Raw genomic sequence first — 25,164 nt, forward strand, 5'->3', positions numbered from 1 at the left:
CGCCGTGCGTGGTCAGGCGGTCGGCTTGAAGCCGATTACCATCGAATCCGGCCCGACCAGCGGTTCGACGCGCGTCCGCTCAAATCCGACCTGACGCATCCAGGCCTGACAGTCGGCGCCCGTGTAGTCGAAGCCGCCGGAGGTCTCGATAAGCATATTCAGGCTCATCAGCAGGCCAAAGACGTTCTCACGCCGCTCATCGTCGATGATCGCTTCATAGACCACGACCGCTCCCCCCTCGGGGAGGGCCTCGAACACCTTTGCAAGCAAAGCCAGCTTCTGCTTGAGGTCCCAGTCATGGAGGATATGGCCCAGAACGATCACGTCGGCCTGGGGCAGCGGATCGTCAAAGAAGTTCCCGGGATGAAACGTGACCCGCTGCGACAGGCCATGGTCTTCGACGAACGCCTCGAACACGGGCCGTACCGGCGGCAGATCGAAGCCCACGACGGCGAGATGGGGGTGCGCGCGGGCCAGCGTGACCGGGACCATGCCCTGCGCGGCGCCGACGTCCATGACGCTGGCGTAGCGTGACCAATCGAACTTGGCCGCCAGAGCCTGGGCGGCGCCGGCGCTGATCCCGCTCATGCCGCTCAGGAACCCGCGCAAATGCTCCGGTTCGGCGTAGAGCGTCGCGAAGAAATCGCCGCCGGTCTTGATCTCGCTCTGAGGCTGGCCCGTCCGCAGCCCCTCGGTCAGGTCACCCCAGAAGCGGTAGAGCCGGGCATTGGCCATTTCTAGCATGCCGCCGACATAGCTCGGCTTTGCGGGATCCAAGAACAGATCCGCGTCGGGCGCGTTGCGATACTGCCCGTCCTCGCGCTCCAGGACCTGTAGCGCCACTAGCGCGTCGAGGAAGTCGCGAGCCGACCGCTGATGCAGGCCGAGCTTCCCGCTCAATGTTTCGAGACTCGCTGGCCCGGCTGCCAACGCTCCGAAGACGCCCAATTCGACGGCGCTGAGCAGAGCTTTCGGCCCCCAAAAGCCAAGACCCAGATTCAAGACACGATCCGGCGTCAGCGTTACCATTGGCGCCCCCATCGGCGAACGGCGTTCCGCATAGCGCGGACGTCGCCCTCACGTTGCGGCCAAGCCGCTTTGATGTCCAGCAAGGCCTGGACCGGCATGGTTTCGCGGCTAACGGCCAAGGGCCGTTCGCCTCCCTCCCCGCGGCGCGGAAGTCAGCTATCTCGAAACTGGCCCTGCCCTAGCTCCGCCGGACCGAACGGCAGCAATTGGGGAGTCAGCGTACCGCGAAGGCCTCGAAGGCCGCGACAAAGACCTCTTCTGGATACTCGTCGGGATCGGCGAAGTAGGCTGCCATGAGCCCCTCGCCCAAGGCAGCCAGCGCCTTAATTAGCGGTACGGCTGGCATCGGCAATTCCTCCTGAGGATAGAGCCTCAGCAGCTCTCTGGCGGTGTTCTCGATGAGCTCGCGCCCCTGGACCGCGAGCCGCCGCCGCAGCGCCTCGTGCCGGCGAACCTGGAGCTGGAACGAGGCCGAATGGATGGCTACCGGCGCCCGCTGACGTGCCGCCAAAGCATAAGCGCGGCCGAGCCGGGCCATATGCTCTCGAAAGCTGGTCCCCGGCACATGCTCCGGCATCACCGGAGCCCAGCGATCGAGCGCCACCTCGGCGAATAGATCGTCGCGATTGGCGAAGTTGCCATAGATCGCCCCTCGGGTCATTCCGGCCTTTGCGGCGATAGCCTCCAATGTTGCCGCCTCATAGCCCTGGTCGCGGATCAAATCCCCAGCGGCGGCGATGAGCGCTGCACGCGTCCGTTCGCGCTTGGCGCCACTTCGGCGGCGTACGGCCTTGTCGGAAACAATTTCGTCCATTGCCCAAAAATACACATCATGCATTTTATGCACAGTGCATATTTTTCGAGAGCAAAGGCGGAGCCTCTGGGATGACCTCGACCGAACACCTGACCCGCAGCGACGTGCAAGGCGCACTGATCCGGCCGAAGTTCCCGAACGGGCTGGGCGTGATGGTTCTGACAGGCTCGAGCGGACGGGTGGACGAGGAGCGGGCCAAACTTTTCGCCGACCTTGGCGCGACGTCGCTCGCCCTGCGCTGGTGGGGCGGCGAAGGTCAGCCGCCGGGCATCAACCTGGTGCCCCTGGAAACCTTCATCCGCGGAGTCGACCACCTGCAGGCCGAAGGGTGCGATCGCATCGCCATCCTCGGCGCATCGTTCGGAGCAAAGGCCGCCCTGCTCGCGGCTACAAGGGATTCCCGTGTGGACCATGTGATCGCGATCAGTCCCTCCGCCGTGGTCTGGCAGAACAACGGGCCGGGACTCGACGGGTCCGCCTGGCCGCCGCGCTCATCCTTCACTTGGGAGGGCTCGCCGCTTCCGTTCCTGGTCTGGGATCCTCGCGCCTGGCCGCCCTTTGGTACGCGCAACCCGGTCTATCGGCCGACCTACGAACTCAGCCTAAAGACCTTTGAGGAAGACGTGCCGGCCGCCTCGATCCCTGTCGAGCAGATCCGCGGCGAGATCATCTTGGTCGCGGGCAAGTCAGACGCCCTTTGGCCCTCCGACACTCAGGCGCGCAGGATCTTGGAGCGGCTCGAACAGCACGGCAGGTCCGCCATGCTCATCGAGCATCCCGACGCAGGCCATAGCCCGGTATTCCCCGGCGAAACTCAACGCTCGGCGCCCATTGAACGCGCCTGGGGCGGCGCCCCCGCCGCGGACCGCGAGCTAGGCGCAGCAGTCTGGGAACTGATCATCCGCCGCCTGCAGTTGGACAACGGATCTTGATGTCCATCGCACTGCTCGTGCGGCCTGAGCTGTGCGCCGCCCTCACCGGCCGACCGCAGTGTCGGCTCTGGAGGAACTGGCGCTGCGTAGGCTGTCCAGCCGGGATGTCTCCTGCTGGCGACGCCCTGCCCGACCATCTCAACGGGCGAGATGCGCCATGAGCGGCCATCGGGATGGCTCCAGAAACTCTCCGTTCAGGCACGCCGGGCGCCGGCGCCGCGAACGGCGAGTTGTCGGCGCTGACCCAATGGTCGGAGTCGACCCTCAGCGGCCTTTGTCGACCGCCATGAAATACGCAGCTTTAGGATGGCCGAGACGATCGGAAAGGCGAGCGGGAAAGCGCACGCAAGAAGCACTCCTGCAGAAGGCACGCAATAGTAATCTCCGTATTCATCTCTGACGCATCCCGGATGTAACGAATTGTATAGCGCTAAGCTCAATGTGAATATGAACAAGGTAAGTGTCAAAATTAGAACTAACCAAGCCGTGGCGAGGCCGGCTCGCCTCCCGAATTTTCCAATTAGCCAGGGCGCGACGATGCTTGAAATCCAGATTATCGCAAACGTCTGCACTTAGCGCTCCGTCGTCTTTGCGGAAATTCAATTGATCTCAACCCTAAGCTCGGCGCCGAATCACCATCGGTAGCAAAGACTTGCCCGTCAACGCCCGCGATACGGCAGCTCACCACCCTCCTGAGCCCTTGGCAGGGTCTGCTTGTCGGAAATCCGCGGTACCTACAGGTGGTCTCGCCGGAAACGGACGTTGGGAAGGGCTCAGGAGGGTGGCGAGCGGACCTAACCGCTCGCGGTTATTCGGGCTAGGTGGTTCTTCAAGATTGTCGACCAATACGTGCCAGATCGCCGATCAAGAGCAGCCGTCGCCATCGTCAGTGGACATATCTGGGTCCGTTGACCGGACAGGCCGATCAGTTGTGGCAAGCCATGGAAGACATTTTTGGCATCACCAAAATCGATGAACCATTCCCCCCCAAGCGATCGCCGAAAGGTCTGACCAATATAACGCGAGAACCCATCAAGCCTTGCCGCCTCACCAGCTCGCTTTGCGGCATCAATGTCGGGATAAAGCTTTAGGGCGTATTGTTCGAGCTGGTCGAGCGACCCTAGCGAATAGTCGAGATTTTCCGCTAGTTCATTAGGAACGCTGGCGGTGAACCGGCGAAGGGCATCCCCCATATCCATAAGCCAGACTTCGAACTGATCTTCTCGATCCGCCACGAGGCTGCTCCGCCGAACGATTGGGCTTCATGGTGCAGCGTGAGAGATGCGGCCGCAACGGGTCCCGGGCTGTCGCGCGAGCCCGGCCAGCAAAACGACGTTGGCAGCGCGGCGGGCTCCAGCGCGGAAAGCCGCCGCTCCAGACGGCAGGAGGGGGTGGCGAGCGGACATTGCAAACGCGCTATAGGGAGGCGACAACTCCAAAATGACGAAGCGCGTCACCCTCAAGATATCTGGTCACCCAAATACGCTGGCGGTCCTCACTGACCATGCAGAGACGGCGTCCATTCACAAAGGCGGGCTTCCATACGAGATTTTGAAGGGCCACGATCGGGCAACATTCGTGTTTGGAACCGAAGAAGCAGCAGCGCACTTCATCGGTCTGGCGCGAACTTTTGAGCATCTCTGGCCATTGCCGGAGATCGTCAGAGAACTAAGCGAGCTCGAAACCGCGCATAATCTCCATCCGCGCCGCCGCATGGTAGTTATACGGCGCGAGGATGGCAACTTTACGTTCGCAGAACAGTACCACTACGTCACGCAGAATGATGGGGTGGTGATTGCCGAGGGGTGGGCATCATTGCGGCCGGAGGGTATCTACTCCACGGCCAATGAGGCGGAAGCCGAAGCAATCGTGACCTTTTCTCGGCGGTATTCACAATCTGCTGGCACCTCCGACTGAGGTTGACTATCCCAACGTCTGTCAAGGGGCGATTACGCCGGCCGGCTCCAGGTCGGCTTCCAGTCGTTGACGACAGCGATGCCCCAGCGCCGCAAACTGCCACTCATGCCGGGCGAAAGGGGTGGACTGCGGACATTGGCTTTCGCGTCGATGGCGGACCTGCGGAACGTACGTAAAAGAAGACACTCGACAACGTTGAGGGACCGCCCCCAAATCCAGGCCGGCAGTACCTAAAAGTCGGAGCCCCCGTGACAGCCGAGCCAGCACTTATTCCAAGGACTGGACTCCTGGGATACTGGGACCGGCTCGTCGGCCCAGGAATGACGACCGGCGAGACCCTACTTGTCCTTGCGGGATCGGTATTGGGTTCCCTGCTTGCCGGCGTGCTCATGTCGTCCAGTGGCGCATCCGTCATTTCGGTCGGCATCGCCGCTCTGATTGGTTTCGATGTTCTGGGGGGCGCGGTCTGCAACGGGACACAAACAACACGAGCCTGGTACCACCGCCCCGGCCAGAATTGGGTCCATCACGTTGCTTTCGTCGCCCCGCACTTGGCGTACGTCATACTGGTTGCAACCTTGATGCGAGGCAGCTCGTTCGACGGCCGGTATGCTCTTATTTTCAGCGTCGGCCTTGTCGGCGCTTCGGCGGTCATCCTTTGCGTGTCGGATCGCCTGAAGACTCCCGTTGCATTCTCAGCTTACCTCGTCGTCCTGTCTTCTATTACGATTGGCGTGGGCTCGACACGTGCGATGGGATGGTTTGAGCCGGCTCTATTGCTCAAACTCCTTCTTGGCCACCTTTTGCCGAACGGCATTCCACCTACAAAGGCCGTCTAGGCCCGCCCCGCCGGCCCACGCCATTCACCGCACAGCAAACTCAGCCGGATGCCAACTAACGGACGTTCCGAACGGCAGTGGAGGGTCGCGGGCGCTGATTGGCCTTGGGCCAGGAAGTCACCGTTGGCGCCGCCGGCGGCGTCGAGGCCGTAAGCTGCCCTCGGGACCGGGCGAAACGGGTGGAAATCGGTCGTTCATCTCGCGCAACTAAAAGGGGAGCATGCAAACGCACCACGCGCACAGCAATGAGGAAATCTCGCGGAGCTGGATCGCTCACTACGTTCGAATGGGTCGACCAAGTTCGGCGGCAGAAATCAAGGCGCATGACGACGACCCTGACTGGTGGGCGGTCAGAACGCTCATGGAACTGGATCGTCAGGACCCGGCACGTGCCCTCGACATCACGTTTCTTATCGCCAAGGGTTCAGATGATGCCTGGGTTGTCGAGAACCTTGGTGCCGGACCACTTGAGGACCTCATCGATGGCGACCCAACGCTCCTTGATGCGATCGCCTTAGAAACTGCGTCGAATCCACGCCTCAAGGAGGCGCTCCAATCGGTCTGGCAGGGCGAAATGAGCGACGACACCTGGGCTAGACTTCGGAGAATTGCTGGTTCCTAGAGTGCTCCACCTTGGGGTCGCGCGCATCGGGCGTCGGACATGAACGCGACATTGAAAGCCAAGTCAGCGTCCGCGCCGATTCTAGCCATGCTCAACGGCGGCGGAGGATGGTGAGCGGACCCTAACGACTTGTGGCATTGAACCTTGCGCGGACATCTTTAGGGCTGAGGTCGTATCCTGTAGCTCTTTCACCGGACCAGTTTAGGCCGACCGCCAACCCGTCGTTCTCCAGTCCGGGGAGCCATCGGTCCAGGAACGCCGAAAGCTCAACCGGAACTGGCTGGAAATTTCGGTAAGCATCGATTGTTTCAACTACGCGCTTTGCCCGGCCTTCGCTCGACCAAAATGGCATCGCGATTTCACCCGATGCGTTTGTCGACGTGGGAAAGCCTCCGCTATCTCGGATGGCCCAAACCCGGCCGGATGTTTTGACTTCGCGGACAAATGCATCTGCGTTGATTGCCGATGTGCTCATTTTGCGACGAGAGCAGAGCGGCGCGAGTTCTGCAACGGGTCGTTCTTACGCCTTGGCGCAGTTCCAGAAACTCGCCCTTCGCCTGGCACACGGCTTCGGCGCCGTAAGCAGCCGTTCCCAACGGCGGGGATGAGTCACGAACCGTCGTCAGCAGAATCTGGGCCTTTGTTGTTTCAGGCGGCCCACATCGCTCCAATGGCTCGTTACTGCAATTCGCTCCGGCGACCCGACCAAACCGTCAGACACCAAGCCATCCGACTCCAGCGCCGCCGAATCCGCGACAAAGTGTCCATGCGCGCGCCGAACATTTGCTTCCCACGTGCTTCCCGGCCGGTAAAAGCGGTGCCGGGAAGCAGTTATCCACAGGCTAACCCATTGATTTTATGGCGTCCCCGGCGTGACTCGAACACGCGACCCCAGGTTTAGGAAACCTGTGCTCTATCCGGCTGAGCTACGGAGACGTCGGAGCCTTGCTTAGCCCAGGCGGGGCCGGGTTTCCAGAGCCAAGCGGCGCGCCTCAGCCGCGCTTGTAGATCGACCGCTTAGGGGCGGCCACCACCCGTCGCAGCATGGGCTCGAAGGCTTCCAGCGGCATGGACTCATACGCCGGATCGAAGGCCGACTGGTCGTACAGATGGCAGAATTGGGCGGTGTATTCGAAGTCGGGATGGCCGCGGAACTGCTCGCGCATGTCGCGGTCCAGGCCCAGGTGGTGGAAGAAGTAGTAGCCCTGGAAGATCCCGTGATGCTCGAGCATCCAGTGGTTTCGCTCGGAGACATAGGGCTTCAGGATCACCGCCCCGATCTCGGCATGGTTGGCCGGCCCTAGTATGTCGCCGATGTCGTGCAGCAGGGCGCAGACCACATATTCCTCGTCGCGGCCGTCCCTGTGGGCGCGGGTGGCGGTCTGCAGGCTGTGCTCCAGCCGGTCGACGGAAAAGCCGCCGCAGTCGCCCTTCAAGAGGTTCAGGTGGGCGATCAGCCGGTCCGGCAGGGCCTTGCCGAATTCCGCCGAGGCCTTGGCGATAGCCTGCCAGTCCTCGGCCGTCCCCTCTGTCATGGCGTGGAAGCTGGCCCGCGCTTCGAGCTTCATTTCGCCGTCAGCCATGTGCTTGGCGTCCCCATCTGGTCAAGTCATCATTGATAACCCATGCTGCGCGCGCCGCCCCGCCGCGTCAATCGCAGCGGCAAGGCGCAGCGGGAGACGAGCGCCATGGCCTTGGATGCCGACCTGATCGCCGAGAGCCTGGAGGCCGCGGCTGAGCGCTGCGCTGATCCGGCGCCCCTGGTCTATCGCCGCCTGTTCGCCCGCCGACCGGAGATGGAGGCCCTGTTCGTACGCGACACCGACGGCTCTGTGCGCGGCGAGATGCTGAGCCAGGTGTTCGAGGCGATCCTCGATTTCATCGGCCCCCGCCGCTATGCGGCCAACCTGATCCAATGCGAGGTGATCACCCACGAGGGCTACGGCGTGCCGCGCGAAATTTTCGGCCTGTTCTTCGCCGCCGTGGCCGAGGCCCTGGCCGAGATCCTGGGCCCAGACTGGACGCCGGCGATCGAGGCGGCCTGGGCGGCGCTCCTGGCCGAACTCGGCGCCTACGTCGCCCATCCCGACCAGAGGGCGCATCAGGCCGCTTGATGCCCCCGCCCAAGTCGCGCTAAGGATCGCCCCCTCGCCCGCGGCTTTCGCGGGCCGGACGCGGCCGTAGTTCAGAGGTAGAACGTCAGCTTCCCAAGCACGGAAAAGCTGAGTGAATTCAGACCCTTCCGAGCAAACTGCGCGAAAATCCGTGCAAATAAAATCAAATAGATAGCGGGACCGCGTAAACCGAAATTGCAGGGCCATGGGCCGGCGCGAGCCTTGTGGTTCGGCCCTCACCTACCGCGATTGGAAGCACCCGACGGCGTCGCCCCGGATGTTGGCCAAGGCGTCCTGGTCAGCGTGACACCATACCAGCACGAAGTCGCCATCGGGGCTCGGATCATAAGCGAGTAAGGTCCCGTCGTGGTCATCGGCGACAATCCAGACGGTTCGCGTGATCTGCTTTTCCGGGTCGCTCCAATGGTCCGTAACGTTGAGCTGGTAGGGCGAAACCACAGCCTTACGCATCGCTGCCAACTGTTCCAAGAACCACTCAGGCGGAAGCGGGACGCCGAGTTGCTGCGGGTGAGGGGCCGGAACCCGATAGGCCTCGATCTCCCTCTGGACGATCTGCGCGACTTTAATTGCGTCGATGATCATGACGTCAGACCGGCACCGGCTAGGCCTTCGCCTTCTCGATCAATCGCACGCAAGCGTGGATGGTCGCCAGATAGAAATAGAACATCCAGCTTAGCCAAATCGCAGGATCGTAGTCGGACTTCTGCTTGTCGTTGTGATGGCGGACCGAGAAGTTGTTCGCGATGTTGAAAAGGTCGTTTTCGTCGGCCTTTGTCAGCACCTCTTTGATCCGTGGGCGGAGGTATTCCAGCACGTCAGCAAGGTCCCGCACTGCGTCGCGTCGATCAGCCGTCGTGGAGCGGCGTTGGCGAAACTTCGTAACCGCGGAGTCCACCCTGCCTTTGATGTTGTCCTCGCTGACCGGGAGTTCCGTCGTCAGCAGATTGGCCGTGCCCGTCGGACCAAGCTCCGCCACTTCGCCGTGATGGGATAGCTCATACCCCTTCTCGTAGCGGGCCAGCAGCGTGTTCACACTCGCCCGATACTCAGCCTGCCCGGCTGGACCGTCAAACTCCTCCCAGTGCATCCCGCACTGGTTCCACTGGTGCATTGTGCCCTTGATCGGCTTGGATATGTGGTCGAAGACGAACTCGATCACGCTGAACAGGTCGTCTTCGGTGTAGTCCGCGATCTTATCGTGGATGGGCCAAAGGCCTTCTTTGCCGAGAGCGAACATCATCTTCGCGTCGATGTTGCTGCCGAGCGTGCCGTTCACGTAGCCGATATCCACGCACCAAAAGCCGAAGTGCTCTTGGAAGTAGCCGTCTTCGTCCCAGCGATCATACTCGGTCTTGTAGAGGGCCTTGAGCGTTGCCAGGTTCAAGCGGCCGCCCAAGACCCCCTTGCCAGTCCGCTCGGCGTAGTAGGCGCGCTTGGGTGTGTGAAAGCCTGGCGTTGGTGCGGTGCTCTTGGGCTCGATGCTGGCTAAGAGGTCGATCAGGCCTTGATCACCTTCCTCCTGGGCGACCTTCCTTGCCGCTTCCAACACTAAGTCATTGGTCAGTTCGAACATCCGCTTTGAGACGTATTTGAACTTGCCACCCATGGCCTCATCACGTTCGCCGGATGCAAGTCCGTAGCGACGGCAAATGGCAGGCACATCGTTGGCGCTATAGCCCGAGATCACCTCAGCGACCCGGTTCCTGACGTCCTTGATAAAGCCCGGTGGGTAGGCCTGCATACTAGTGATGGGCTCCGTGATGACTCTCACGAGTTTGGACGTTTGCCGGCCTCCCTGTCGAGGTCCGCCGGGGTGCGCTATGGTTGGTTAACCTGGCCGCTGCGGCATTCAAAATAAGAACACTCATGACATGGGATGCCGAGGTTGATTGGGTTCCCGCGTGGACAATACTCAACAGGTTGGACCGGCAGCCGAGGCGTATCGACACACGGCAACGGGATACTGCGAAGTTCAATTGCAGAACCAAGACCGTCTGTCGCTGTCAACGGAGGCTTGGTCTCAACCAGCTTCAACCACACGAACCTCGCACAGATGCCAGCGCTCAAAAGCGCTATTGGGCCGGCGATGGTAAGGAAGCCAATACTATACGGCCGATCGTCGTGGACCGAGGAGGTCACCAGGAACAAAATAAGGCCCGGATAGACAAGGCCGAACTGGATCAGTGTAACAATCGCCCCGACGGAAAGTCCTCTCCAGACAGGCGGCCCCGGGCCATATCGCCTCATACTCTATGGCTCCGCGCGCGGGATCGAATTGCACACCAAACAATCACAGGTGCTCACACGGGGAAAGCCGCCCAGCGAATGTCAGTCCCAGCCGTATCAAGACCAAACTGACTCCCTAACATTTGTCGCAACCGACGTTGAGAGCAACGCCAACACGCTAACCCTGGCCGGCGAGCCGGGAAGCCATGGTCTGGCCTGGCCTCGCGTCCAACCGACCTCGTAGGAACCGGATCAGGAAGTCCCGTTCGTCGCGCGCGAGCCAGCGACCGAACATGACCAGCACGACGCCGAAAGCGATCATGCCGATCGGGAAAGCCGCAAACACAGCGGCTGTCGTGCCGGAGTTCCGCCGGTCCAGCAGGGAGGCCAGGAAACCGCTCATCCCGATCAGACCGACGAAGCCGAACCACACCGCCATGAAGATCGTCGTCGTCGGCTCCATCCCGGAGCGGCATTCGACGCGGGTCCCGTTCAGGTCTTGGATCAGTTTCACACCCACCGAGGTCTGAAACGAGTTGCCATACCAGATGCGTTGGCGAATTCGGAAACGGCGACCGATCCGCCAGCTTACGACCATCCGGGACCCGAAGATCATCCATGGCGGATCGACCGCCGCCTGGACACGCGAAATGCATTGGTCGATCGAGAGCGGTGAAACGAACTCGTCCACCGCTGCTCGCCAAGGAAGTAAGTCGATCAATCGTTCCCCCATGCCCACGACGCCGTTCAACTCGCCGGCCAACCGGACAATGCCTTTTCCAGGAGCCCGATCATGACGACCCCGAGGTCGTCGGGCGTCTCCACCGTCGCTGCGGTCTGGTAGTAGCGGTCGACGTCGAAGCCGATCCCCACTGCGGCGACGTGCAGGCCGGGGTCATTCGCCAGGTCGGCGATGACCGACTTGAGGTGGCGAACCAGGTAGTCGGGGGTGTTGGACAGCAGGGTTGAGTCGTCTACTGGGGCTCCGTCCGAGACCACGAGCAAAACCTTGCGGGTCTGGGGGCGAGCGCGCAGCCGGCCGACGGCCCACTGGATGGCCTCGCCGTCGACGTTCTCCTTCGGGAGATCGGGCCTGAGCATCGGCCTCAAGCTCCAGCCGCCGGTCCCACCCGTCACGTTCCTGGGCTCGTCGTAGACGATGTGGAGGAGGTCGCAGAGTCGGCCGGGGTTTGCCGGTCGGCCCTTCCTCAACCACTTTTGGCGAGCCCGCCCGCCCTTCCATGCGACCGTCGTGAAGCCGAGGATTTCGACCCCGGCTCCCAGATGGACCAGGAAGTCCCGCGCGACGTCCGCCGCGGCAGCCGCGAGTAGCATGCTCTGGCCGCGCATGGAGCCTGACTGATCGACCAGGATGGCGACCGCCGTGTCCTTGAGCGCGTCTTCCGGTTCGAGCGTCCTGACCCTTGCCGCCGCCTCCAGCGCGACCAAGTGCACCTTGGTCCGCCACCCCAGCAGGGCTCCGGAGAACGCCGACCAGGCCTCGTCCAGAGCCGCAGTGGCGATAGGCGACAGCGGACCGAGCACGTCGTCGAGCCGCTTGCCGTCGATCTCGACGTCGAACTCGCGGGTGTAGACGCGATACCCGTCGCCCACGGCCTCCGGCTCGGCCGCCACATCGTGTCGCTGAAACCAGGAGCGAATTTGCTCAATGACACCCGCCATGCGGGCACCCTATCTCGCCCTGTCGGCGACGGCTACTGCTCAGCCTGTCCGACCACGTTCTGCCAAGGCATCGGCCACCGCGACCGTTGCGTCGCTACGGGCTTCATGACTAGCGTCGCCATATGCTGCGCATCTGGGAACTCACCACCGATCCGAACCACTACCTCTTCGTTCAGACAGTAGACCTCCGTTATTTTAGCGACCGGTTCGATGGGACGCCGATCGCGGATCAATGGGAGGTTCCCGCCCACGAGGTATTGAACCGATCGAAGAAGGTGGCGGACTTCACGTCCTGGCAGATCGGCTCAAAGGCGTTCCTCGTGTCTGATTTGGCGCGCGAGTGCATCGCCCAACTGGATGAGGGTGCGGTTGAGTTCCTGCCGTTCGGCAAGATCAAGGGACGGGAGCTGTTTGCCGCCAACGTCCTTCGCACCGAGGACTTTCTCGACATCCATAAGACGGAATTTTCGGAAGGCTCTGGCCTTCCCGTTAGGGTCGCGTGGCGACCTGGCTTGCCCAATGTCCTGCCACCGATCTTCAAGGTGAAGGGTAGTTCAGACACCTACGTGTCGGCGGACTTCGGCCGGATGGCCGTCGAGCACGGTCTAACCGGGTTGATGTTGGCTGATCCGGCCAAGAACCGCCTTCAGCAGATCGTCCGCGGCGGGCCGATCAACGAATTTCCCGGGTTGTGACGAGGCAGCAGCCCCCCGACCTTCGCGCACTAGGGACCTGTCGGCTTCTCAATCAATGCGACGGCCTCGGCGATCAGTGCCCGGAGACCCTCGACGTTAGGGTTCGGAGGCCCGAAAGGGATAGCGCGAAGGCGAATTGCGTCGAGCTTTGGATCGGTGATCGGCACGCTTTCGAACTCATCCCAATCCCACACGCCGCCTGACCCATCGAGCAGGTCGCTCATGAAGCCCGCGACGTCCTCCGGCGTCCTGTCGACAGTCTTCTTTCCAGGCAGGACCATCGCGATCAGGCCAAGCGGGATCAAGATGGGGGCCAGGGCAACGGCCAGCCAGCCGGTGATGGCATGGGGCGATCCGCGCTGCATCAGTGACGAGGGGGCGTCATGGTCCACGTCGCCGTGAAGTCTGGATCGACGATAACCTCTTCAGTTTGCCGCAATCGATATGAGCCCGGGCGAGCCGGCAAGAACGCTCGCAGGTCGGGCGGGAGCGTGAAGACCTCGCCGGCACGCTTGCCGTCTAGTCGAAGAGTCACTCCCTGCTCGGGGTCCGCGTTCATCACAGTGCCAAAGAATTGCTCAAGCCGATCACCGGCGGGTTCCTTGTAAGTCACGCCGACGAGCACCGTCGAACCTAGCAGCTTCTCGGCTGACGCAGTGTCCCACACCGGTCGGTCGTTGGGCTTTTGAAAGGGCCATCTCATGCAGCAAGCGTAGCAGCGAAGCGTCCAAGTTCCAGCCCGGCATAGCCAAGAACGCCGGCCCAAAGTAACGCCACTGTCCTATCAGCCCTTCCGCTCGATCCTCTGGATGGCAGCGCGCGACACGCCGAACTCCTTGGCCAGGACACCGAGCGAGGCTCCTTCGGCCCGCCGTGAGCGGACCTTCTGCTGCTGCTGTTCGTCCAGGACGGGGCGGCGGCCGAGCTTCTTGCCCTGGGCCTTCGCGCGTCTGAGGCCGGACTGGGTCCGCTCGATCAGCAAGTCGCGCTCGAACTCGGCGACGGCGTTGATCACGCCCATGGTCATCTTGCCGGTGGGGCTAGTCAGGTCCATCGAGCCGAGCTGAAGGCAGTGGACGCGGACGCCGTGGGTTGCCAGGAGGTCGACCGTGCCACGCACGTCCATGGCGTTGCGGCCGAGGCGGTCTAGCTTGGTGACGATCAGCACGTCGTCAGCTTCCAGCCGGTCCATCAGTTTGGCGAAGCCCTTCCGCTGGAGCGCGGGCGTTGACCCGGAAACGGTCTCGGCAACGACTCGCTTGGGCTCGACCATGAAACCAGCGGCCTCGATCTCGCGGACCTGGTTGTCGGTGGTCTGCTCGGCGGTGGAGACCCGGCAGTAAGCGAACGTGCGCAAAGTGGAGCCCTTTGTATCGAAAACGTCGATCGAAATAGATACTGGCTCGGAAATCGGGTCAAGCTAGTTTTCGATACAATCCCGCGGACTGGATCGAAAACGGTCGATTTCGATACATGATGGCCTGATTGGTAGCGGCCGACTTCGAGCCCGAGCGGTGACCAACCGACGAGCAGGCGTTTGCCCCTCCAGGCTTCACCGTGCTACGATTAGGTGTCCGCGTTTCAGGCGGACCCGGTCCTCCGGGACCCACACATCGGGCCGCTGTTTTTGGCCCGATCAGGCTGGTGTCGTCTGTCAGGCCCGCCAGCCTTTCAACCCAGAGATGGACGCCGGCATGCCGGCCCATCTCCCAACGAGGCGACAGACCGAGCACGAACCGATCGCGCGTGGAGCCCCTGGCTGATGAAGTCCGGAGGCGACCGTAATGTGATGGCTCGCCGCCCGGCTGTTGTTGGCCCACCATGAACAACCACCATCAACGACGCCGCCGGCGTTTACACGATGCCGCCGCCAAGAGCCTGTCCACCAGCGACCTCGATCGTGAGCTGGCGAAACAACGCGAACTCGGTCGGCGGACCGCTGAAAACGCCATCCGCCTGCGGGCTCGGCTGTCAAATATGTCGTTCGCACCCCCACGTCGCGACCTGCTTGCCGATCGTGACATTCTCCAGCGAATTCATACCTTTCTGGACAATCACGCCGTCGTGCGTGTCACCGGGAAGGAGGGACCTCCAGTTAGGCGACTTTCCACGCCCTCTCTCAACCAAACCGACCTCATGAAACGCTTCAAGAAAATTGAACGAACAGGATGGTCAGCGAGGAAGCTGGAACGTCCCTTCTATGAACACGACAAGGAGCAACTGGAGAGATGCCTTAAAAGGATCAGGAGGAGATTGCCGAAATCAGAGAGACATCAACAGTTCATATGGCTTCCGGATTGGACTCACACGGGGGCCATGCTGAAGGTCTGGGCATGCTCCATGGTTGTCCAGAAGGAAGGAGGATGGGCAACCTCTATCAATCTCTCTGACGACGTCGTCAACGCCGCCAAGTCCTGCCCTCGTGGTTTCACATGGTATATCCAGGATTTGATCCAGAGGGAGCTCAAGTCGGCATTCGCAGCTTCCGGCTTTGATGCTCCGGACTTCTTTTTCGTCATTGAGGCCAGTGAGTTCCACCAGGCTCACCTTCACGGAGGGGTTTCCCCGTCTCTTCATCCAGAGGCGAAGACGCTTGTTCGCGACGCCCTTTTCCGGATCGGTCGTCATGCTGAACGAACCGGACGTGAGGTCCACACCATTTCCATGAGGACCGCGACCAACTGGGCGGCCTACATCACCAAGTGGTTCTTCAGCACGCAGCACCTTTTGAAGGGGCCGGCTTTCACCGCCACCAAGAAGATGAGGAGTCGCGCTAGGGCCTGGTATCAGGCTGCCCGGCGATCGGAGCGAGCCTTCCTGGCCTATGAGCTTGATGGCGATCTACTGGAGCTGTTCGAACTCAATCGTTCAGCTCGAAGTCTGCAAGCCACATAACCGCGCTGGTTCGCCTCCAGCCCCGTCCCTTCCGGAAATAATGCCGCCAGAGCCCATTAGAGACTTGCTGGGGCCGTTCTGAAGGTTCTCCAGGCAGACCTACCCCGAAAGCAAAACGGCCGCCGGCGACCACCACAATAGCTTTAAATTCGTATAAGGAAATAAACCCCATCGTCAGCGGTGTGTTCGCCAGACGACACGCTTATTCCGCTGTTTATATTCACACCTGCAAACGTGCTTTGCACCTCTGTCAACAACTTGTTCCGGACGGAGCGATCTGTCCGGAACCCTTTTCAGGCGTGACTCAATACGATGTTCGAAACAGATCAGCTTCCAACGTACCGGTTCAACCTCAAAACCTCTCGCCCCTATTATTCCCTGTCGGAGTCGGAGGAGCCGCAGGGTTTTGAGGAACAGCTCGAACTCAGGATGAGCATGACGGCCAGCGTGGACATTCCGGGCCTCCCATCCGAGGGCTACCTTTTCATCCGCGGCGTTCCGGACCTCGCCCACTGGAACCAGCGTCTCGGCGGGGATGACCCCAGCTATCCCGGCATCGGCCTCGTTCAGGTGAAGTCCGACGCGGTGGTCGTCGACACCTATTTGGAATTCGACACGATCTGGCGGCTCGCCGGGGCCATCAAGTCCGGGCATCTCGGCGTGGCGGTTGTCGAATGCGAGCCCCTCGCCAAGCCCGGCGACAAGGTCTTCCTTCGCGAGTTGTCGTTTCAGCCTGCATAGGGCTGCGGCCCCACGTCGCCTTCGACGCCACCACCCCTGCCCGGCATCCCTATGGCGACGAACCCGTCGATCCCGTAGGGTGGCCGCGACAGGCTGGTGGTGTTCGATGGCGACGAAATCCTTCCGGACCGCCCTTTCTCCGCAAACCCAGTTCTGGCTCGCTGACCAGAAGGTGCCCCTGGGGTTCGTGCTCGCGGTTCTGCTCGCCGGGGTCCTGGCGGCGGCCGTGTTCCTGCCGATCGGGCAAACAACGCGCGTTATCGGGTCGGTCGAGCGGTTTGGCCTTACCGAGAGCCAGACCGGCAGCGGCGTCGTCGCGATCGTTCGGCTTCCTGATCGGGAGGTCTCAGTGTTGTTGCCCAACGCCACCCGTTGTGCTGTTGGCGATCACATCAGGATCAATATGCAGCCGCGGTTGTGGGGGCCGGCCTACACGACGGACTGGCGGGGCTGCTCTGTCGGCCCTTGACCGCCGCGTGCGACGCTGCCCGTTGCCGTCCATAGAGAACGATGCGACGACAACCTGGCCGGCAGCGGTTCACGTAGAGGCCCATGAAGCACCCCGATTGGTATCCCGACTGGCGGCATGACGCCGTCCACCAGCTCCAGGACAAGATCGACCGGCTGAAGTCCGAGTTCAGGCTCAATGATTGGCCGCGCTACGACTACGACATCGACGCCGGGACGCTCACCTTCTCGGAAAACGGCGTACCCAAGCTCATCGCTGAAATTCAGGTCGCCGGAACGACCAGCGTCAAGGCGGGCGACTGGCTGTGGGCCTGGGCGAATTCCCACTGGCCGGAAGATCGTGTCACCGACTCCGAGATCGTCCGGGCCTTCGGCCAGGAGCATGGCATCTGCGAGCTGACCCACGAGAACGTCGAGGACGACGACCTTAACGCCTTGGGCTGGGCTCTGACCGCCGTCATGGTCCGGCTCACCGACGCCCTCGGAGCGTATCGGCCCCGCGATGACGATGGCGGCCTGTTCCTCGTCTACAAGAGCATGGCGTGGGCGGGATGATCGAGGTTTTGCTCGCGCACGAGGTTTGGGAAGACCCGGACGGGGCCAGCTTCGAGTTTGGCCTTCCACACCCATCTCTGGATGCCTTTCGCCAGCAGCACGAACCGAACGCCCGCCGCCTGCACGTCATCTTCGCACCGTCCTACAACGCGGCTATGCAAGCCTACTACGAGCGGCAGGGTTGGGGTGAATACCAGCCCATCGAGGGCGTCAAAGACGACGTCTACACGGACGCACAACGTTCCGAACAGCAGCTCTTGAGACCAGAGCACTACCGCTAGGCCGACGCGTCGTCGCCCTCACAGTTGGATGCCCGCCAGGACTCACAGGAGAGTCGCCGGGCGGCCTTTCGTGGCGATCTGGTGGGTGGTAGCTCAACGGCAGGGCGGCCGCTGGCGAGCACCCCTGAAGTCCTAGGGATTTGCCGCTGTCGTGGCCCTGGTCCTTTCATTAGGCCGACATCGCCGAATATGCCGCCCTTACCCCCCTGCTCGGGTTACGGCTGCTCCAGCCCGGCCACGGGCGGGGTCTGGTCTACCGCAAGCCAGAAATGTTCCGGTTGATACCGGAGCGGACTCAATGGGCGAGTTCCGTTGGTGAAGCATCCGGAGATCAACTCCTCGATCCGTGGGTCCTCATCCCCGGCAGTGACGCCGAACGCGAATGCACAGGTCAGCTCCGGCAGGGCCACCTGATAGCCGTCGGGGAACACCTCATCCAGGAGATGCGGCACCAGAAGGCGGGAAGGCCCAAGGCCGTCCTCGTGCATCATGACGACCATCACGACCCGGCCGTCGTCGCCGCGGAACTCATGGCTGTGCGGGTGCGCGTGAGCCACGCGGACCAGGTTCGCCATAGCTTTGGATCGCCAGTCGACCTCGTTGTCCCGCCAGTAGGCGTCCAGACGCCAGTCGACGTAACGCACCAGGTCCGGCTCGCCATGGACTACCCAGGTCAGGTCGACACCGTCGACCGGCAACTGGACGACGGGTCCAGGCCAGTCACCGCTCGCTGAGAACTCACGCGGGATGATCGCTGGGCATAGGGCGTCAAGATCGACCTTCTCCGGAGGTATGTCGAGGAGACCACCCAAGGCCTCGGCGGTCCGCACTTCGCCGCCCTCGCTTGGCTTCCGGTTGAACAGCCGCTTCAGCGGGCCGGGGATCATTGCGTCTCACCCTGCCGCACCTGGACGACCTTCCCTCTATCCCGACGGACGCGGCCCAGCCTATCAAGCCGCAACGGCCGGTGACCATCGAAGCCTTCATAGTTGTCGACGGCGAGGCGGCCGGCGCGATCCTCAACAGTGACGACGAAGCGCTGGCTCGGGATCGCCCCGGAGTAGCGGGCCTTGACCTGCTTGAAGGCGGACAGGTCGACGCGGTGCTGCTCGCAAAGCTTCGACAGTGCGTCGCGGTAGTGGACGATCGCCTCCGCCAGAGACGGTGACGGCCCAGCTCCGGTCGAGGTCCCAGTCAGAAAGTCGACCTCGATGTAACCCTCATGGCTGCCGTCCGCCTCGCCGAAGATGTCGGTCTGGTAGACGCCGATCGGAAAACCGAGGCCGCTCGCCAGGGAGTCGGCGATGTTGTGGCCGATGGAGCGCAGGACGTCGAATTTCATGTTCGCCAGCTTAGCCGAAGCGGGAGAACGATCTACCTCGGATAGAAGCGTTGAAGCGTAACCGCGCTTCACGGTTCGGCACGATCGCCGACCTCGACGACGGCTTCGAGGTCCAGGGCGTCCTGCCCCTCGACACCGCCTGGAATATCGCCAACGCCATCAAGAACGACCTGATCGACACCGCCGTCATCACCTGCGACTCGAACCCGGATCGCGGCCAGACATCAGTTCTGCGGTCGATCGCGTTCCGGAGCGGCATGGCCGGCGCGAAGTGAGATGCCGCCGGCATGCTGAACGTCCGGATGCGGAGCGGAAGCCAATTTCAGCTCGCGACCCCCTGCTGCCGGTCGCGACGGCAGCTTTCGGCGCGGGAGCCATCGCCGTCGTCAACGGCGAGAAACCGCCCCGGAGCCAACCAGCGAAAACGACCCTAGCCGCAATTTTGAACGTCCGCTTCAGGGGCGGCGCAGTCGACGTTCGCTTACCGGTTTGAAGCCAACCCGTGAAATGCCTTCCGCCGTAAAAATGGACTTGCCGCCGGGCGACCAAATCGATTGGGAGCGCGAACCTAGTAACGAACAAGCGTTGCATTGCTGTCCGAAATCGCCAATCTTGGCACCCGCGAGTCAGGGGGGCGATGATGCGACAAGGATTAACCTGGACGGTGGCAGTCGTTTCGCTCTGCGCTCTACTTGCTTGTGGACCGTCACCAGCGAACCCAGCGAGCCGGCCCCAGTGGCGACCACTCCTTATAGATAAAACAGGTACAGTGTTCATTGACGTTGCTAACAAATCCAAGTCAAATGATCAAATTACTAAGCGGATTCTCGCCTCCCCGTCTCAATCTAGTCCAAATTTTTATCTAATTTCTACAGAGAAGTTTAATTGCGATCAGCACGAACACAGCAGTCAACTGTTTGACGTTCACGGAATCGATGGGCGCGTCCTTCAATCACATAGGACGCCCACGAAATGGGAGAAACCAGCTCCGAGAACGCTCATGGATGCGATAATAATTCAGGTGTGTGCAGGAAAATTTGCTGATACTTCCACCCTAAACTCTGACGAAGAGGCGGTACGTAGCGGGCAACAATGGTCTCAGTTTATCAGTGATCATCCTGCACTCATGGACAATGCCACGCAGATGATGAAACGGTTTCCTCCCCCGCCAGAACTGATGGAATTGTCACTGCCGAATGGAAAGCTCGCCGCGTTGGGGGTATTGCGAGGAGAGGTCGATTTTCTCGATCTGGATTCAGTTTCCCGAGCAAACAACAAGGCGACGGCCCATTTATTCAAGGTCTTCGAGCCAGGAATTGCATCTGGAGACGGGCCTGGCACTCAAGTGGTTTCCAACGTGGAATTTGATTGCGGCAACCATACTTTTCGCGAGTTGGGCAGCCTAGTCTTCAATGCAGACGATACGCTGATTTTGTGGCTCCCCGCGAAACCGGATGCTCGCGCCATTGTCCCCAAGAGTGGCTACGCAACGACGTTTGAACCCGTGGCGTGCAACGGCCTCGCATCCACCAAGGACCTAGTGGTCGGTCACGGGACAGCCTATGCAAGAGCACATGAGATCATCCACTCGGGTGCCAGCGAAGCACAGAATACTCAATAGCGCGATCGGGCGCGCACACGAACTGCCCAGCTGAATTCCTTATTTGGGCACTGGATCATTTGGCGGATCGTCGCTACTTCCGCTCCCCACCCCTACCGGCAATCGGCAACGGCAGCTTCGAGGTTCGTCAGCGCGCCGTCCTTGTCCACGAGAATGTCCATGCCGTCGCCGGCGACGCGGAGTGTCCCACTGTCTATCGGATCGACCGCCGCCCAGGCGGGACTGACGACCGTGAGTTCCAGTTCGACATCCGGGCCAAACCAGGCCCTTCAGGAAACCGCGTTGCCGTAAACTTCCCGGCCGGGGGCCGAGGCGTCGCCGGCGAAACGGTCGCCGAAGGGCGAAAGCCACTCGCCGGCCATGGTCCAGCGTTCGGTAGGATCGGCGAGGACAATCACATCCAGGTCCGAGTCCGGTCGCGCTGCGGCCCGAGCCCATGAGCCTACGATTGCGAGCGCTCTGACCGATGGCTGTTCCGTCGCCCAGATCGTCAGGGCATTCGTGAGCTGAGCTGCTTGATCGGCGGTCATGGCCCAAGCATGGGGGATGGCTCAAAGGCCCGCAATCCACCCGCCTCGGGCGTTGGCCGAGTCCGCTTTGGAGGGCTTTAGTCGGGACTGACCTGCTCCAGTCCCACAACTTGGCTCATGGCGTCGGATCGCCTTCCTTGTAGCCAACGACGATATAGAGCAGCGGGGTATTGTCGAGCCGATCGAGTTCGCCCACGCCGGCCTGGACGCCAGCTCGGTTGAAGGCCGCAGCGACCCTGGAAGCGTAGTCCTCGTCCTCACCTTTGCGATGCGCGATCACCACGCCACGGGCGGACATGATGGTGATGTTGGCTCCAACGGTGGTGCGAAAGCCAGCGCGTTCTAGGGCTCGACCGATCTGCTCGGCGTAGTTCTCTGCCTCCGCTCCTCCCGCCCAAACAACGACCGCGGGACGGCCGTCGTTCAACGCCTTCATCTCACTAATCAGCAGCCTGTTCTCTTCCTGGCCCAGCGTTCTGGGCCGCAGTCGATCCAGCAGCTTAAGGTTTTCCTGTCGCAGCCGTTCAGCGGTCGCGTTGGCCGTGGCCGCCAACGCCTCGTTGGCCTTCATGCGCTCGTCGGCGAAATGTTCCCTGATCGAGCCCATCTTGATCGAACCATAAGTTCCGATCGCCACAAGGAACGCACCAATGACGAGCGCGATATTCGCGATGTTGAACCAGTGGTCCGCCGAGGCGGGCGTGACATCGAACAGCAAAAACCTGATTGCATCCGACTTTTGCGACATTACGAGCCTCTGAAGCCTATGCGTGAAGATTGTCTGCCAGCGGGGCCATCGTGGCAACTGTACTCTACGGTCGTTATGCCCGATCGGGTTCTCCCTACCGCCATCCGCAGGTCCCGTTGCCCGGAATGGACAACACACCGGCAGCCTCGCCGCCCAGAGCACATCGCCAGCCCGATTAGGTAGTCGCTGGACGGGTTCTCGCGGATGTCCGGTAGGGTGGTAGCTCGGAGCCTGAACGGTCTCTGGCGAGAGTCCTTGGCGGGATAAGTCGAAGCCCTAGAAAATCGGCAGACCCGCGAGGGGGTAGCAGTCATTAAGCCGACTTCGGCAAATCATTCACCCTTACACCCTAAGGCTACATAGTATAGAAAATCACCACTACGGCGGGAAAGGCAGCACTAACCCCCCACTAACCCCACAGTAAAAAGTGAAATCACCGAAACCGTACTCCCAACGACCTTAGAGACGACAAGCTGTTGGGAGGCAGAACCTGATACAGCATTTCAAACATCTGACGACCGAAACGCCCATTTCAGCCCGAGACGGGAGTTTCCTCCGGTCAGAACTCCAGGTCACCCGGTAGCTTCGCGGCGATCCTGGCCATCAAGTCCTCGGGTGTCAGACCCAACGCCCGCGCTATGGTGACGAACTCCACCAGATCGAGCCGGCGCTCTCCCAGATCGATCTTTGCGATGAAGGAAGGCGGCTTTCCGAGGATATCGGCGACAGCCTTCTGGCTCAGGCCACATTCATACCGGGCCGCGACCAGCGTCTCCAGCGTCGCTCGATAGGACGGTGATGAAACCCATCGCCGCATCCGTCGGTAGCCCTTTTCCCCGCAAGGGCTTCTTGTTAGTTGCAGTGCTGGGCGCTCCCGGATTGGTGGTGGCGCATTAGAAAAGCACCGCTGACTGTGGCGGAAAGTCGAGGGGCGAGACGATGCGTTTTGTATGGGCCTACGGAATGCTGACGGCGTGGCTACTAGTGCCGTTCGGCTTCCTGATGGCGAACGAGCCGAGCGGAACAGGCCTTATCGGCCTGCTCATAGGTGGGACTGGCCTGCTCGCTGTCTATTACGCCCTCGCGGTTCTCATCTACCGGGTCCTGAAGACGGGCGATCTCGCCGAAAGGGCCGAAGAGATCGAGGAACAAGAGGAGCTGCGGCGCGCTCGCGAGGCCGAAGCCGCCGCCAAAGCAGGGGCATAAGGTTCGACATGTGGGTCATGGTTTTCGCGACCATGACCCCTTCGCGCGTCTTTCTGCGATCACCCAGATTTTCACGAACTTACCCGTCCCCGGTCAGCCAGAACCTTCGCCGGAGCCCGAGGGACGCTCGCCAGAGTCCGTTCGGGGTCGTCTTGGTGGTGACCTACCTGCCGACCGCCGCGACCGCTGGCGACGATGCCTCGCGATCAAACCGGGTTGACTCCGGGATCGCGATTAGAACAAAAAAAGAACATGCCTATCCGCATCCACAAGCTCGTCCGCCAACGCGCGCTCCCCAACGCCGGCGGACACACCCTGTTCTTTCAGACCGAGGGCGGCGGTCGTCGACGTCCGCCCGCCTTCTTTCGCCCGGGCGAGGTGCCAGAGTTCGAAGGTGAGAGTGCCTGGTTTGAGATCGAGAAGCTTCGCGGTGGTCGACGACGGGTAGTCCGCCGCGTCCACCCCGACGGCCGCCCATTTGAGGACTAGGCCATGCCTGAACCGACCCGTCGGCCACCCTGGCAGATCGACGATAAGCTCGGCGGCTGGCCGATCTGGAGCCTGGTCGAACAGCGCGCGACGATCCAGATAGAATGCGACTCTTGCCCGCATTTCGCCCAGTGGACACCGGCAGACCTCGACCGAAAATTCCGCAAGGCTCGCGGCGACACCTTTGCCCGGATCGCACCGAAGCTGCGGTGCACGCGCTGCCGGTCGAATTGGGTCAGGGTTTCGTTGGCCAAGGGATCGTTCCTTGCGTCATGATCGCGATGTCCAGCGAGCTGATGGTCCCCCGATGGCGTCGTTCGATATCCGCGATGGCCTTGCCGACTGGCCGCTGGGCCGGCTGGTCGATGAAAACGCGACCCTGATCATCGAGTGCCAAAATTGCCCCTATCAGACAGTGTGGACGCCGCAGGAGATCATCGACCGATTTCCCAACGCCCCGGAACGCCGGCTGAGCGAGGTTGTGGAGCGGATGACATGCTCGCGCTGTCGCTCGCCGAAGGTCAGGGTTTGGCGGGCTGCACCCGGCTTCGTTCCGCAGGACTCGACGTGAGCGAAAACCGGAGCGATCCTCGACGGGCCATGTGCAACGAATACCAACTCCGCCTGAACTTCGGGGCCGACTGGTGGGAAACCGCCGGCAAGGTCAAGGTCCCGTTCCACTGGCGAGCGGCGTCGTCGAACCGGCCGCTGAACCGCCCCTTCAAACCGACGAACCGGGCACCGATGCTGCGGGCGATCGACCCTGCCAACCCGTCGGCCGGCCTCGAAGGTCTGGAGACTCGGTGGTGGCTGGTTCCCTTCTTCCACAAGGGGCCGGTCTCCGGGTGGAAGAGCATGTGCACCAACGCGAAGATCGAGACGGTGGACACCACCCCTGCATTCCGCGACGCCTACAAGCGTCGGCGTGCGCTGATCCCGATCACATCCTTCATCGAGTATGACGAACCGCCCGGCTGGCGAAAGGGCGATCCGAAGCGTCGGTGGGAGGTGACCTGGGAGCCGCAGGACGAATTTGACCGGGTCCGCTATTTCGCCGGCCTCTGGGACCGCTCGAACCCCAGCGACATGACTGAACCGCTAGAGAGCTTCGCCTTCGTCACCGGCCCGCCGGGACCCGAGGTCGGCGCGGTCCACGACCGCCAGCCGGCAGTCCTGACGCTTGAGCAGGGCCTGGAATGGCTGCGGCTGGACGGTCCCGGCAAGGACATGCTGGTCACGGAGACGCCTGCGGGCATCTACCAGCTCACCGAGCGAGCCCGAGAGATGGATTTCGAAGCCAAAGCGTGAGCTGAGCGGCCAACGATCGGCACTATTGCCGGCCAGGGCTCAGCTTGAGGTGTCGGCGGGCGTCCCTGATCAAGACGCCTCGCCAAAG

Annotated in this window: 34 protein-coding genes and 1 tRNA gene; 17 read left to right on the plus strand and 18 right to left on the minus strand. The window is 61.8% G+C overall.

Annotation, left to right across the window (positions count from 1 at the left end; all coding sequences use genetic code 11):
* Positions 1 to 12 precede the first annotated feature (12 nt).
* Both KCG34_RS12110 and KCG34_RS12115 read right to left on the minus strand, forming a co-directional pair.
* Positions 13 to 1,029 (minus strand): methyltransferase, encoded by a 1,017-nt coding sequence (locus KCG34_RS12110; protein WP_249138317.1) that lies wholly within the window; start codon positions 1,027 to 1,029, stop codon positions 13 to 15.
* 214 nt (positions 1,030 to 1,243) lie between these two features.
* Positions 1,244 to 1,867: a TetR/AcrR family transcriptional regulator gene (locus KCG34_RS12115; RefSeq protein WP_211940601.1), complete on the minus strand. Its 624-nt coding sequence runs from the start codon at positions 1,865 to 1,867 to the stop codon at positions 1,244 to 1,246.
* A gap of 47 nt (positions 1,868 to 1,914) precedes the next feature.
* On the opposite strand from KCG34_RS12115, the gene KCG34_RS12120 reads away from it, so the two are divergent.
* Positions 1,915 to 2,775, plus strand: coding sequence for an acyl-CoA thioester hydrolase/BAAT C-terminal domain-containing protein (locus tag KCG34_RS12120; RefSeq protein ID WP_211940602.1), 861 nt, complete (start codon positions 1,915 to 1,917; stop codon positions 2,773 to 2,775).
* Between the two features lie 794 nt (positions 2,776 to 3,569).
* On the opposite strand, the gene KCG34_RS12125 is transcribed toward KCG34_RS12120, so the two are convergent.
* The gene (locus KCG34_RS12125; RefSeq protein WP_211940603.1) at positions 3,570 to 4,010 is read right to left on the minus strand and encodes a hypothetical protein; all 441 of its coding nucleotides are present in this window, start codon (positions 4,008 to 4,010) and stop codon (positions 3,570 to 3,572) included.
* A gap of 205 nt (positions 4,011 to 4,215) precedes the next feature.
* Here KCG34_RS12125 and KCG34_RS12130 point away from each other — a divergent pair, with 205 nt between their 5' ends.
* From KCG34_RS12130 to KCG34_RS12140, 3 genes are all read left to right on the plus strand, one after another.
* Positions 4,216 to 4,692, plus strand: a complete 477-nt coding sequence (locus KCG34_RS12130; protein ID WP_211940604.1) for a hypothetical protein — start codon at positions 4,216 to 4,218, stop codon at positions 4,690 to 4,692.
* 320 nt (positions 4,693 to 5,012) lie between these two features.
* Complete coding sequence (locus tag KCG34_RS12135) at positions 5,013 to 5,531, plus strand: hypothetical protein (RefSeq protein WP_211940605.1); 519 nt, start codon at positions 5,013 to 5,015, stop codon at positions 5,529 to 5,531.
* Positions 5,532 to 5,751: 220 nt separating this feature from the next.
* Positions 5,752 to 6,153 (plus strand): DUF6869 domain-containing protein, encoded by a 402-nt coding sequence (locus tag KCG34_RS12140; protein ID WP_211940606.1) that lies wholly within the window; start codon positions 5,752 to 5,754, stop codon positions 6,151 to 6,153.
* Between the two features lie 121 nt (positions 6,154 to 6,274).
* Here KCG34_RS12140 and KCG34_RS26180 read toward each other — a convergent pair whose 3' ends face one another.
* The 3 genes from KCG34_RS26180 to KCG34_RS12155 all read right to left on the minus strand — a co-directional run bounded on the left by KCG34_RS26180 (position 6,275) and on the right by KCG34_RS12155 (position 7,736).
* The gene (locus KCG34_RS26180; RefSeq protein ID WP_211940607.1) at positions 6,275 to 6,628 is read right to left on the minus strand and encodes a DUF2750 domain-containing protein; all 354 of its coding nucleotides are present in this window, start codon (positions 6,626 to 6,628) and stop codon (positions 6,275 to 6,277) included.
* A gap of 384 nt (positions 6,629 to 7,012) precedes the next feature.
* Positions 7,013 to 7,089 (minus strand) — tRNA-Arg (locus KCG34_RS12150).
* 56 nt (positions 7,090 to 7,145) lie between these two features.
* On the minus strand, positions 7,146 to 7,736 hold the full coding sequence (locus KCG34_RS12155; RefSeq protein ID WP_211940608.1) for an HD domain-containing protein: 591 nt from the start codon (positions 7,734 to 7,736) through the stop codon (positions 7,146 to 7,148).
* Positions 7,737 to 7,841: 105 nt separating this feature from the next.
* Here KCG34_RS12155 and KCG34_RS12160 point away from each other — a divergent pair, with 105 nt between their 5' ends.
* The gene (locus KCG34_RS12160) at positions 7,842 to 8,267 is read left to right on the plus strand and encodes a globin (protein WP_211940609.1); all 426 of its coding nucleotides are present in this window, start codon (positions 7,842 to 7,844) and stop codon (positions 8,265 to 8,267) included.
* Positions 8,268 to 8,507: 240 nt separating this feature from the next.
* On the opposite strand, the gene KCG34_RS12165 is transcribed toward KCG34_RS12160, so the two are convergent.
* From KCG34_RS12165 to KCG34_RS12180, 4 genes are all read right to left on the minus strand, one after another.
* A complete protein-coding gene (locus KCG34_RS12165) occupies positions 8,508 to 8,870 on the minus strand; it encodes an SMI1/KNR4 family protein (protein WP_211940610.1) in 363 nt (120 codons plus the stop codon).
* 19 nt (positions 8,871 to 8,889) lie between these two features.
* Positions 8,890 to 10,029, minus strand: coding sequence for a hypothetical protein (locus tag KCG34_RS12170; RefSeq protein WP_211940611.1), 1,140 nt, complete (start codon positions 10,027 to 10,029; stop codon positions 8,890 to 8,892).
* A gap of 663 nt (positions 10,030 to 10,692) precedes the next feature.
* Positions 10,693 to 11,205 (minus strand): hypothetical protein, encoded by a 513-nt coding sequence (locus KCG34_RS12175; protein ID WP_211940612.1) that lies wholly within the window; start codon positions 11,203 to 11,205, stop codon positions 10,693 to 10,695.
* Between the two features lie 56 nt (positions 11,206 to 11,261).
* On the minus strand, positions 11,262 to 12,197 hold the full coding sequence (locus KCG34_RS12180) for a cobaltochelatase CobT-related protein (RefSeq protein ID WP_211940613.1): 936 nt from the start codon (positions 12,195 to 12,197) through the stop codon (positions 11,262 to 11,264).
* A gap of 122 nt (positions 12,198 to 12,319) precedes the next feature.
* Here KCG34_RS12180 and KCG34_RS12185 point away from each other — a divergent pair, with 122 nt between their 5' ends.
* A complete protein-coding gene (locus KCG34_RS12185; protein ID WP_211940614.1) occupies positions 12,320 to 12,892 on the plus strand; it encodes a hypothetical protein in 573 nt (190 codons plus the stop codon).
* 29 nt (positions 12,893 to 12,921) lie between these two features.
* Here the strand turns inward: KCG34_RS12185 and KCG34_RS12190 are convergent, their stop codons facing one another.
* Both KCG34_RS12190 and KCG34_RS12195 read right to left on the minus strand, forming a co-directional pair.
* Positions 12,922 to 13,284: a hypothetical protein gene (locus KCG34_RS12190; RefSeq protein WP_211940615.1), complete on the minus strand. Its 363-nt coding sequence runs from the start codon at positions 13,282 to 13,284 to the stop codon at positions 12,922 to 12,924.
* A 392-nt stretch (positions 13,285 to 13,676) separates the two neighbouring features.
* Complete coding sequence (locus KCG34_RS12195) at positions 13,677 to 14,249, minus strand: recombinase family protein (protein ID WP_211940616.1); 573 nt, start codon at positions 14,247 to 14,249, stop codon at positions 13,677 to 13,679.
* Positions 14,250 to 14,713: 464 nt separating this feature from the next.
* On the opposite strand from KCG34_RS12195, the gene KCG34_RS12200 reads away from it, so the two are divergent.
* The 5 genes from KCG34_RS12200 (at position 14,714) to KCG34_RS12220 (ending at position 17,832) form a co-directional block, all read left to right on the plus strand.
* Positions 14,714 to 15,787 (plus strand): hypothetical protein, encoded by a 1,074-nt coding sequence (locus KCG34_RS12200; RefSeq protein ID WP_211940617.1) that lies wholly within the window; start codon positions 14,714 to 14,716, stop codon positions 15,785 to 15,787.
* Between the two features lie 312 nt (positions 15,788 to 16,099).
* Entirely contained in the window at positions 16,100 to 16,528 is a 429-nt protein-coding gene (locus tag KCG34_RS12205) for a hypothetical protein (protein WP_211940618.1), read from the plus strand.
* A 106-nt stretch (positions 16,529 to 16,634) separates the two neighbouring features.
* Positions 16,635 to 16,997 carry a hypothetical protein gene (locus KCG34_RS12210; protein ID WP_211940619.1) on the plus strand — a complete coding sequence of 121 codons (363 nt, stop codon included), beginning with the start codon at positions 16,635 to 16,637 and terminating at the stop codon, positions 16,995 to 16,997.
* A gap of 83 nt (positions 16,998 to 17,080) precedes the next feature.
* Positions 17,081 to 17,551, plus strand: coding sequence for a DUF6882 domain-containing protein (locus tag KCG34_RS12215; RefSeq protein WP_211940620.1), 471 nt, complete (start codon positions 17,081 to 17,083; stop codon positions 17,549 to 17,551).
* Positions 17,539 to 17,832, plus strand: a complete 294-nt coding sequence (locus KCG34_RS12220) for a hypothetical protein (RefSeq protein ID WP_211940621.1) — start codon at positions 17,539 to 17,541, stop codon at positions 17,830 to 17,832. The genes KCG34_RS12215 and KCG34_RS12220 overlap by 13 nt, the downstream gene beginning before the upstream one ends.
* A gap of 215 nt (positions 17,833 to 18,047) precedes the next feature.
* On the opposite strand, the gene KCG34_RS12225 is transcribed toward KCG34_RS12220, so the two are convergent.
* Positions 18,048 to 18,719 (minus strand): hypothetical protein, encoded by a 672-nt coding sequence (locus KCG34_RS12225; RefSeq protein WP_211940622.1) that lies wholly within the window; start codon positions 18,717 to 18,719, stop codon positions 18,048 to 18,050.
* Positions 18,716 to 19,174 carry a hypothetical protein gene (locus tag KCG34_RS12230; protein ID WP_211940623.1) on the minus strand — a complete coding sequence of 153 codons (459 nt, stop codon included), beginning with the start codon at positions 19,172 to 19,174 and terminating at the stop codon, positions 18,716 to 18,718. Before KCG34_RS12230 ends, KCG34_RS12225 begins: the two co-directional genes overlap by 4 nt.
* 50 nt (positions 19,175 to 19,224) lie before the next feature.
* Between KCG34_RS12230 and KCG34_RS12235 the strand changes: the two genes are divergently transcribed.
* A complete protein-coding gene (locus tag KCG34_RS12235; protein WP_211940624.1) occupies positions 19,225 to 19,449 on the plus strand; it encodes a hypothetical protein in 225 nt (74 codons plus the stop codon).
* Positions 19,450 to 20,174: 725 nt separating this feature from the next.
* Positions 20,175 to 20,795 (plus strand): hypothetical protein, encoded by a 621-nt coding sequence (locus KCG34_RS12240; protein ID WP_211940625.1) that lies wholly within the window; start codon positions 20,175 to 20,177, stop codon positions 20,793 to 20,795.
* Positions 20,796 to 21,064: 269 nt separating this feature from the next.
* On the opposite strand, the gene KCG34_RS12245 is transcribed toward KCG34_RS12240, so the two are convergent.
* From KCG34_RS12245 to KCG34_RS12255, 3 genes are all read right to left on the minus strand, one after another.
* Complete coding sequence (locus KCG34_RS12245; RefSeq protein ID WP_211940626.1) at positions 21,065 to 21,325, minus strand: nucleotidyltransferase family protein; 261 nt, start codon at positions 21,323 to 21,325, stop codon at positions 21,065 to 21,067.
* 115 nt (positions 21,326 to 21,440) lie between these two features.
* Positions 21,441 to 22,073, minus strand: coding sequence for a hypothetical protein (locus KCG34_RS12250; protein ID WP_211940627.1), 633 nt, complete (start codon positions 22,071 to 22,073; stop codon positions 21,441 to 21,443).
* Positions 22,074 to 22,632: 559 nt separating this feature from the next.
* Positions 22,633 to 22,890 carry a helix-turn-helix domain-containing protein gene (locus KCG34_RS12255; RefSeq protein WP_211940628.1) on the minus strand — a complete coding sequence of 86 codons (258 nt, stop codon included), beginning with the start codon at positions 22,888 to 22,890 and terminating at the stop codon, positions 22,633 to 22,635.
* A 122-nt stretch (positions 22,891 to 23,012) separates the two neighbouring features.
* Between KCG34_RS12255 and KCG34_RS12260 the strand changes: the two genes are divergently transcribed.
* On the plus strand, positions 23,013 to 23,279 hold the full coding sequence (locus tag KCG34_RS12260; protein WP_211940629.1) for a hypothetical protein: 267 nt from the start codon (positions 23,013 to 23,015) through the stop codon (positions 23,277 to 23,279).
* A 234-nt stretch (positions 23,280 to 23,513) separates the two neighbouring features.
* Here the strand turns inward: KCG34_RS12260 and KCG34_RS12265 are convergent, their stop codons facing one another.
* Positions 23,514 to 23,741: a hypothetical protein gene (locus KCG34_RS12265; protein ID WP_211940630.1), complete on the minus strand. Its 228-nt coding sequence runs from the start codon at positions 23,739 to 23,741 to the stop codon at positions 23,514 to 23,516.
* A gap of 30 nt (positions 23,742 to 23,771) precedes the next feature.
* On the opposite strand from KCG34_RS12265, the gene KCG34_RS12270 reads away from it, so the two are divergent.
* The 3 genes from KCG34_RS12270 to KCG34_RS12280 are packed head-to-tail and all read left to right on the plus strand — an operon-like array spanning position 23,772 to position 25,076.
* The gene (locus KCG34_RS12270; RefSeq protein WP_211940631.1) at positions 23,772 to 24,044 is read left to right on the plus strand and encodes a hypothetical protein; all 273 of its coding nucleotides are present in this window, start codon (positions 23,772 to 23,774) and stop codon (positions 24,042 to 24,044) included.
* A gap of 31 nt (positions 24,045 to 24,075) precedes the next feature.
* Positions 24,076 to 24,339 carry a hypothetical protein gene (locus tag KCG34_RS12275; protein ID WP_211940632.1) on the plus strand — a complete coding sequence of 88 codons (264 nt, stop codon included), beginning with the start codon at positions 24,076 to 24,078 and terminating at the stop codon, positions 24,337 to 24,339.
* The gene (locus tag KCG34_RS12280; protein WP_211940633.1) at positions 24,264 to 25,076 is read left to right on the plus strand and encodes an SOS response-associated peptidase family protein; all 813 of its coding nucleotides are present in this window, start codon (positions 24,264 to 24,266) and stop codon (positions 25,074 to 25,076) included. Before KCG34_RS12275 ends, KCG34_RS12280 begins: the two co-directional genes overlap by 76 nt.
* Positions 25,077 to 25,164 lie beyond the last annotated feature (88 nt).

The sequence above is a fragment of the Phenylobacterium montanum genome (assembly GCF_018135625.1).
In the GTDB taxonomy this organism is placed as follows: domain Bacteria; phylum Pseudomonadota; class Alphaproteobacteria; order Caulobacterales; family Caulobacteraceae; genus Poindextera; species Poindextera montana.